General features: G+C 64.0%; 11 protein-coding genes. 4 read left to right on the forward strand and 7 right to left on the reverse strand.

Annotated features, from left to right (window positions below; all coding sequences use genetic code 11):
- Both AUC71_RS22600 and AUC71_RS22605 read left to right on the forward strand, forming a co-directional pair.
- Positions 1-438 (forward strand): AI-2E family transporter (locus AUC71_RS22600; RefSeq protein WP_425283360.1); only part of this gene is annotated, 438 nt, incomplete at its 5' end.
- Positions 408-776 carry an AI-2E family transporter gene (locus AUC71_RS22605; RefSeq protein ID WP_425283359.1) on the forward strand — a complete coding sequence of 123 codons (369 nt, stop codon included), beginning with the start codon at positions 408-410 and terminating at the stop codon, positions 774-776. The genes AUC71_RS22600 and AUC71_RS22605, both read left to right, overlap by 31 nt.
- 52 nt (positions 777-828) lie before the next feature.
- Here the strand turns inward: AUC71_RS22605 and AUC71_RS06290 are convergent, their stop codons facing one another.
- Positions 829-1038: a hypothetical protein gene (locus AUC71_RS06290; RefSeq protein ID WP_069623592.1), complete on the reverse strand. Its 210-nt coding sequence runs from the start codon at positions 1036-1038 to the stop codon at positions 829-831.
- A 455-nt stretch (positions 1039-1493) separates the two neighbouring features.
- Between AUC71_RS06290 and AUC71_RS06295 the strand changes: the two genes are divergently transcribed.
- The gene (locus AUC71_RS06295; RefSeq protein WP_141701496.1) at positions 1494-1889 is read left to right on the forward strand and encodes a hypothetical protein; all 396 of its coding nucleotides are present in this window, start codon (positions 1494-1496) and stop codon (positions 1887-1889) included.
- A 177-nt stretch (positions 1890-2066) separates the two neighbouring features.
- Complete coding sequence (locus AUC71_RS06300; RefSeq protein WP_069623593.1) at positions 2067-2354, forward strand: HU family DNA-binding protein; 288 nt, start codon at positions 2067-2069, stop codon at positions 2352-2354.
- Positions 2355-2410: 56 nt separating this feature from the next.
- Here AUC71_RS06300 and AUC71_RS06305 read toward each other — a convergent pair whose 3' ends face one another.
- From AUC71_RS06305 to AUC71_RS20205, 6 genes are all read right to left on the reverse strand, one after another.
- Positions 2411-2653 carry a hypothetical protein gene (locus AUC71_RS06305; protein ID WP_069623587.1) on the reverse strand — a complete coding sequence of 81 codons (243 nt, stop codon included), beginning with the start codon at positions 2651-2653 and terminating at the stop codon, positions 2411-2413.
- A 97-nt stretch (positions 2654-2750) separates the two neighbouring features.
- The gene (locus tag AUC71_RS06310) at positions 2751-3350 is read right to left on the reverse strand and encodes a sulfotransferase family protein (protein WP_204376653.1); all 600 of its coding nucleotides are present in this window, start codon (positions 3348-3350) and stop codon (positions 2751-2753) included.
- Between the two features lie 124 nt (positions 3351-3474).
- Positions 3475-4008 (reverse strand): sulfotransferase, encoded by a 534-nt coding sequence (locus AUC71_RS06315; RefSeq protein WP_069623589.1) that lies wholly within the window; start codon positions 4006-4008, stop codon positions 3475-3477.
- A gap of 105 nt (positions 4009-4113) precedes the next feature.
- On the reverse strand, positions 4114-4872 hold the full coding sequence (locus AUC71_RS20195; RefSeq protein ID WP_069623590.1) for a response regulator: 759 nt from the start codon (positions 4870-4872) through the stop codon (positions 4114-4116).
- The gene (locus AUC71_RS20200) at positions 4830-5426 is read right to left on the reverse strand and encodes a sensor histidine kinase (protein WP_204376654.1); all 597 of its coding nucleotides are present in this window, start codon (positions 5424-5426) and stop codon (positions 4830-4832) included. The genes AUC71_RS20195 and AUC71_RS20200 overlap by 43 nt, the downstream gene beginning before the upstream one ends.
- Positions 5338-6172 (reverse strand): PAS domain-containing protein (locus AUC71_RS20205; RefSeq protein ID WP_204376655.1); only part of this gene is annotated, 835 nt, incomplete at its 5' end. The genes AUC71_RS20200 and AUC71_RS20205, both read right to left, overlap by 89 nt.

The following is a 6172-nucleotide window of genomic DNA, read 5'->3' on the forward strand; positions in this document are numbered from 1 at the left end:
GAGCTCGATCTCGGGCGGAAGCTTCAGCGGGTCCTCGAGGCGCTGCCGGGCTGGGCCTCGGGCCTGCTCGCGCGCGTCGGCGTCAGCGATGTGGGCGATATCCAACAGCGCGTGGTGGCGCTGCTGAAAGAGGGCAGCCAGTTCTTCGCCGCCCAGGCGGTGCTCGTCGGCCAAGGCACGGCGAACCTGCTGATCAGCCTGTTCGTGATGCTTTATCTCCTGTTCTTCCTGCTGCGCGACGGCGGGGCCTTGTCCCAGCGCATCAAGGACGCGGTGCCGCTGGCCTCGGAGCAGAAGCGCGGGCTGTTCGAGAAATTCGCCGTCGTGGTGCGGGCCATGATCAAGGGCACCATCCTGGTGCCATCGTTCAGGGCTTTCTCGGCGGGTTCATCTTTTGGGTACTCGGCATTCACGCGCCCGTCCTGTGGGGCGTGGTGATGGCCTTCCTGTCGCTGCTGCCCGCTGTCGGCGCCGCGGTGGTCTGGTTCCCGGTGGCGCTCTATCTGCTCGCCACCGGCGCGCTGTTGAAGGGCATCGTGCTCATCGCCTTCGGCGCGGGCGTCATCGGCCTCGTGGACAATGTGCTCAGGCCCTATCTCGTGGGCAAGGACACGCGCATGCCCGACTATGTGGTGCTGATCTCGACGCTCGGCGGCATCGCCATCTTCGGGCTCAACGGCTTCGTGGTGGGGCCCTTGATCGCCGCCATGTTCATCGCCGTCTGGGGCATCGCCTCGCGGCGGAACGCGAGCCCGCGCGCCGAAACCGACTCCTAAGACATCGCGTCGTAAGAAATCGGAATGTGCCGCCGAGCCGCAGGACGGCGCGTCACTCCGTGGTGATTCCAAAATCCTTCGATTGGCTTCCCGGCGCCGCCGCCCCGAAGCCCTCAGCCGAGAGACCGCGATTGATCAGCTCGCGCACCGCCGCGGCCCGGCTCGGCATGCGCTTCTTGAAGCGAAAATCGTCGACGACGGCCAATTCGGCGGGTGTCAGCATGATTTGAAGGCGCTCACCCCGGATCCTGTGCTCCGTCATTGAACCCTCCATGCACCAGTTGCGGTCGCATCCGTCTTGCTGTGGTGACTAACTTGCAGCCAATGTCTGAGTTCCCTCACTGTTGGTCAATGACCAAAAATCGGACGCCAGCCGCCTCGCCTAACAATACTTTCTTGCGGCACTGTACCTGAGTAATCCACAGTACTAACTGAATGTAATATAGTATTTGCAAATAATGTTTTGACGTCTCTGGCCGTTTGTCTTAGTGTACATCCATGCTTGAGATTATAAATTCTGCTCGCAATCAGCCGGATGGTCCGCGCTGCGAAGCGTGCGGAGCAAAAACGAGGCTATTCGGAATTGAAGGCCACGCTCTAGTCAGCGGTTTAGGCGTGCTCAGCTATGTGTGCCCCGCATGCGAGACCGTGCGCGTAGAGATCCTGTCCCTTCCGAGCGCGCGGGAGCAAGCCGCGCATCCTCGAAAGGAGGCGACCATGCCGATGATCAGACTTCTTGCAAGCAGTGCCTTTGACCCGGAAGCCACCGAGCGGCTTGGCGCCGCCTTCGACCAGGCGTGGCAGGTCTTGGAGGCGGCCGGCAGCCGTCTTGCCGACGAGGCTCATGCCGCGGCGACCCGCGAGATCCTGGCAAAAACCGTCATCTTACTGGGAAAGTCGGGCGAGCGAGACGTCACCCGCTTGGTTCATGGTGCTTTGGCCTTGCTGGAGGCTAACAGCCGCTTGGCCATCGAGCCCGATCGCCTCGCAGCCGGCAATCGATCGCCCCGACTCTGGCGGCGCGCTCCTGAGAGCCTGAGCGCCGGCTCCAAGCCCAACAGCGCCTCTCCTACGGCCGCCCGCGCGGGGGATCCCGCCCGGGATGAGGGCTGATTTTACCTGAATACCCCCTTGCCCGGCTTAAACCGGGCATTAGACATACCGACACCATCCTCGCCTTCTTTGCAGACAAACCGGGCCGAATCGGCCATGCGTCAAGGGTATGGATGCAGCCGGCGCCGCCTGGGCGGCCGAGGCCTTCCCCTTATTTTTAGGAGTGCAAATCAAATGATGTCGAAAACCGAACTCATTCAAACGATTGCCGACGACGTCGAGCTGACGAAGAAGGACGTGAAGGCCGTTCTCGAGTCGCTGGCGACGCACGGCTACAAAGAGATGAAGAAGACCGGCGAGTTCATGCTGCCCGGCTTCGCCAAATTCGTTGTCGTCAAGAAGCCGGCCACCAAGGAGCGCAAGGGCATCAACCCCTTCACCAAGGAGCCGACCGTGTTCAAGGCGAAGCCCGCCCGCAAGGTGCTGAAGGTGCGCCCGGTGAAGGCCGCCAAGGACGCCGTCTAGACGCCTGCCAAAAAAGCGCGCCGCCTTCTCAGGCGGCGCGGCCTCGTCCTTGATCGTCAGCGCTTGGCGAAGTAACCGGCCGCGACGCCCGCGATGGCCGGGAAGAGTCCGAGATGCCAGGCAAGCTTGTCCGCCCTCAATTTGCTCAACAGAAATCCGGCACCGGCCGCGATGGCGACCGCGGCGAGCGGGTTGCGGAGGGTGCTTGCCTCGATCTGGGCCACGGTATCGGCCAGGACGTCGTTGTCAGGCGCCTGAAATTGCCGCGGGCCGCGCGGGACGGAAGCGTTTGCGGGCATCGAAGTGTTCCTTATCGAAGTCGAACTCTTCTTTGAACACGCCCGTTGCGCGCCGGACGTTCCCTGTCGCTTCTCACCTCCTCTACCCCGGTCCGAACTACGATGCTGCCTGTTCGCGGAGCGGCGCGTTTGGCGCTTCCGGCTCGGCGAGCGTGGCATCCACCGCATCGCGATAGCCGTGGCGGTCAATGAAGGGCTTCAGGCGCTCGGCAATCCTGTGCGCGAGCGGCTTGGGCAGGCGGTAGGACGACACTTTGTGGTCGGAGCGATCGGTCAGGATCGCGCGCATGGGTCCTTCGGCCTCGTCGAACTTGTCGAGTCCGAGTCTCTGGTAAATGTCGCGCATCGACTGCACCGGATCCTTGATCAGGTCCTCGTAGCGGATCTCGACCAGGTTCTCTGCCGGGATCAAATGCCGGTCGCGTTCATAGGCCTTGGTAAAGCGCTCGTAGGTGTCGAGCACGTAGTCGTCCAGCCAGTCCTCGAGATTGGGCGGATTGTGCAGGCCTTGAGTCGAGTAGAGCGCGCGCCACAGCTTCACGGTCGACGGGAACACGTCGAGCGGGTTGCGGGCGATAAACACCCAGCGCGCATCCGGAAACAGCTTGGCCAGCACCTTGATGCGCGCGGCATTGGCCGGCGTCTTCATCACGAGACGCTTGTGGTGCTTGAGCATGAGCCGGCGGTAGAACCACATGAAGGCATCCGCCCAGCTCTTCACCTTCTTGTCGGGGAGGCCTTCGAAATCGAGATACTCGGTGTCGACGGGTCCGAGCCGCGGCCACGCATGGTATTGTAGGGCGAGCCCTCGCCCAGCATGATCATGGCGAACTCCTCTTCCTGCGGGCGGTCGAAGCCGACCGGCACGTCGTCTTGCGGCCGGCGCTTCGGCAGGAGCACCTTGAGACGTGGTCCAGCCGGCCTTCGGTCAGCAGGAAATGGTGCGGGAAGAAGCATTCATAGGTCGTCGGATAAGCGAGGTTCGGGTCCTCGGAGAAGAGGTCGTGCAGGAGCGTGGTGCCGCTTCGCCAGTGTCCGACCACGAAGATCGGCGGCGTATCCAGCGGCAGGGCTTCGGCTTTGCGCTTGTAGAGCGCTTCCGAGATCCAGGTGAGCGGCGTGTTCCACGGCACCCAGATGAACAGCGCCAGCGTGTCCGGGATGCAGTTCAGCGTGAAGGAGAAGCGGCCGCGCCAGAACAGCTTCATTAAAGTCATGAAGCGCATGCCGAACCAGACATAAAGCAGCCGCCCGCCATAGCGCTCGATGGTGAGCCACGGCAGTTTCGGCTTCTTGCGCCGTCTGCGTTGCGGCTCGCCGTCCTCTTCGGCAGGCATGACCTCGTAGTCGGGCACGCGTCAGTCTCCTGTCGGGCTGGATTTCGCGCTCCGCCTTAGACGCGATCGGCGCGCAAGGGAAGCCCCAAAGGGCCGCAGGGGCGGCTTCCGCCGGGGACGCGCCTAGCCTTCCAGCGCCGACTTCACCGCCGCCGCAAGCTGCTTCAGATCGAAGGGTTTTTGCAGGAACATGAAGTGCTCGTTCTCGGTCAGGTTGCGGCGGAAGGCGTCTTCCGCATAGCCGGACATGAAGATGATCTTGAGGTCCGGGTGGTCGCGCCGCAGCTCCTTCATCAGGGTCGGGCCGTCCATTTCGGGCATCACCACGTCGCTGACCACGAGATCGACCTCGCCGTCATGGCCCTCGAAGACCTCGAGCGCTTCGGCGCCGGTCGAGGCTTCCAGCACGTGATAGCCGCGCGTGCCCAGCGCCCTGGCGGCGAAGCTCCTGACGGCATCCTCGTCCTCGACCAGCAGCACGGTGCCGCGCCCGGTCAAGTCCTTGGGCTTCTCGGGCTTGCGTTCGGCCTTTGCGGGCTCCGGCTCGATTTCGGCCTCGGCGGCATCCTCGGCGTAGCGCGGCAGGTAGACGCGCATGACGGTGCCCTCGCCCTCTTCGCTCTCGGCGAAGATGTAGCCGCCCGTCTGCTTGATGATGCCGTAGACGGTGGAAAGGCCAAGCCCGGTGCCGCGGCCGATCTCTTTGGTGGAGAAGAACGGCTCGAAGATCTTCTGTTTCACCTCATCGCTCATGCCCGTGCCGGTATCGCGCACCTCGATCATCACATACTCGCCGGGCGGGATGTGGCTTAAGCCCAGCTCACGGGACAAGGGCTCGCTCACATTGGCGGTGCGGATGGCAAGCTTGCCGCCGCCGGGCATGGCGTCTCGCGCGTGACGGCGAGATTGATGACGACCTGCTCGAATTGATGAAGATCGGCCTTGACGGGCCACAGATCGCTGGCCTGATCGAGGCTGAGCTCGACATTCTCGCCGAGTAGGCGGCCGAGCAGGATGGACAGCTCCGACAGGACGTCGCCGAGCTGAAGCACTTGCGGGCGCAAGGTCTGCTGACGTGAGAAGGCAAGCAACTGGCGCACGAGCCCTGCGGCCCGGTTCGCGTTCTGCTTGATGTTCATGATGTCTTGGAACGCGGGGTCGGTGGGCCGGTGGTTCAGCAGCAAGAAGTCGGAGAAGCCGATGATCGCCGTCAGCATATTGTTGAAGTCGTGAGCGATGCCGCCGGCGAGCTGACCCACCGCTTGCATCTTCTGGCTCTGCGCGATCTGCATTTCCAGCGCGCGCTGCTCGGTGGTGTCGATGGCGTAGGCGATCGCCGCCTCGCCGTCACCCAGGGTGTGCTCGATCGGACTGAGATAAAGCCGGCCGCTGCGCTCCTTGGTTCCGCTGAAGGTCACGTCCACCGGTTCGATCACGCCCTGGCCCGCGGTGGCCGCCTCGAGCGCCTTGCGCAGCGCCTCGATGGTCCGCCGGTTCGACGAAACGCTCCAGGGGCCTCTTGTCGCCGCCGTCGGTTTCGGCGTCCGCGCCGAACATGCGCACGAAGGCGGCGTTGGTGGCGCTGACCATGCCGTCGGCATCCACCGTGGCGATGGCGATAGGCGCGGCGTGGAACAGCCGCGCAAATCTCAGCTCCGCCGCGCCCGCCTCTTCCGCTTCGCCCGGTCCGCGGTTGAGGATGAGCACGTGGGCGAGATGATGCCCACGCGGCAGGCGATGCAGAACGCGCACCGGCATCGTGGTGCCGTCGGCTTTGAGAAGATCGATGTCGAAATGCCGGATGCCGCCTTGCGTCTCGCCGCGGCCGGCGCCGGCGATCAGCGCCGCGTTGTCGTCGGACATGATCTTCCCAAGCGACAGCCGGCCACTCGCGGCATCGGAGAGATCGAGCCTGAGCCACTGCGCCAGCGTGGCGTTGAGATATTCGATGCGGCCATCCTCATCGGCGCTGAAGAATCCGGCAGGCGCGTTGTCGAGATAATCGATCGCCGCCTGAACTTTGGCGAAGCTCGTCTCCTCGCGCGCCCGGTCCTGGGTGACCTCGTCGACCTGCCATACGGTCAGCGCGCCCTTGCGGCCCGAGGCCGGCTCCGGCGGCATGGGCTGCACGGAGATGCGGAACCAGCGCGGGGCGATGCCGCCTTCGTCCTCGACCTCGCCG

The organism is Methyloceanibacter marginalis, assembly GCF_001723295.1.
In the GTDB taxonomy this organism is placed as follows: Bacteria; Pseudomonadota; Alphaproteobacteria; order Rhizobiales; family Methyloligellaceae; genus Methyloceanibacter; species Methyloceanibacter marginalis.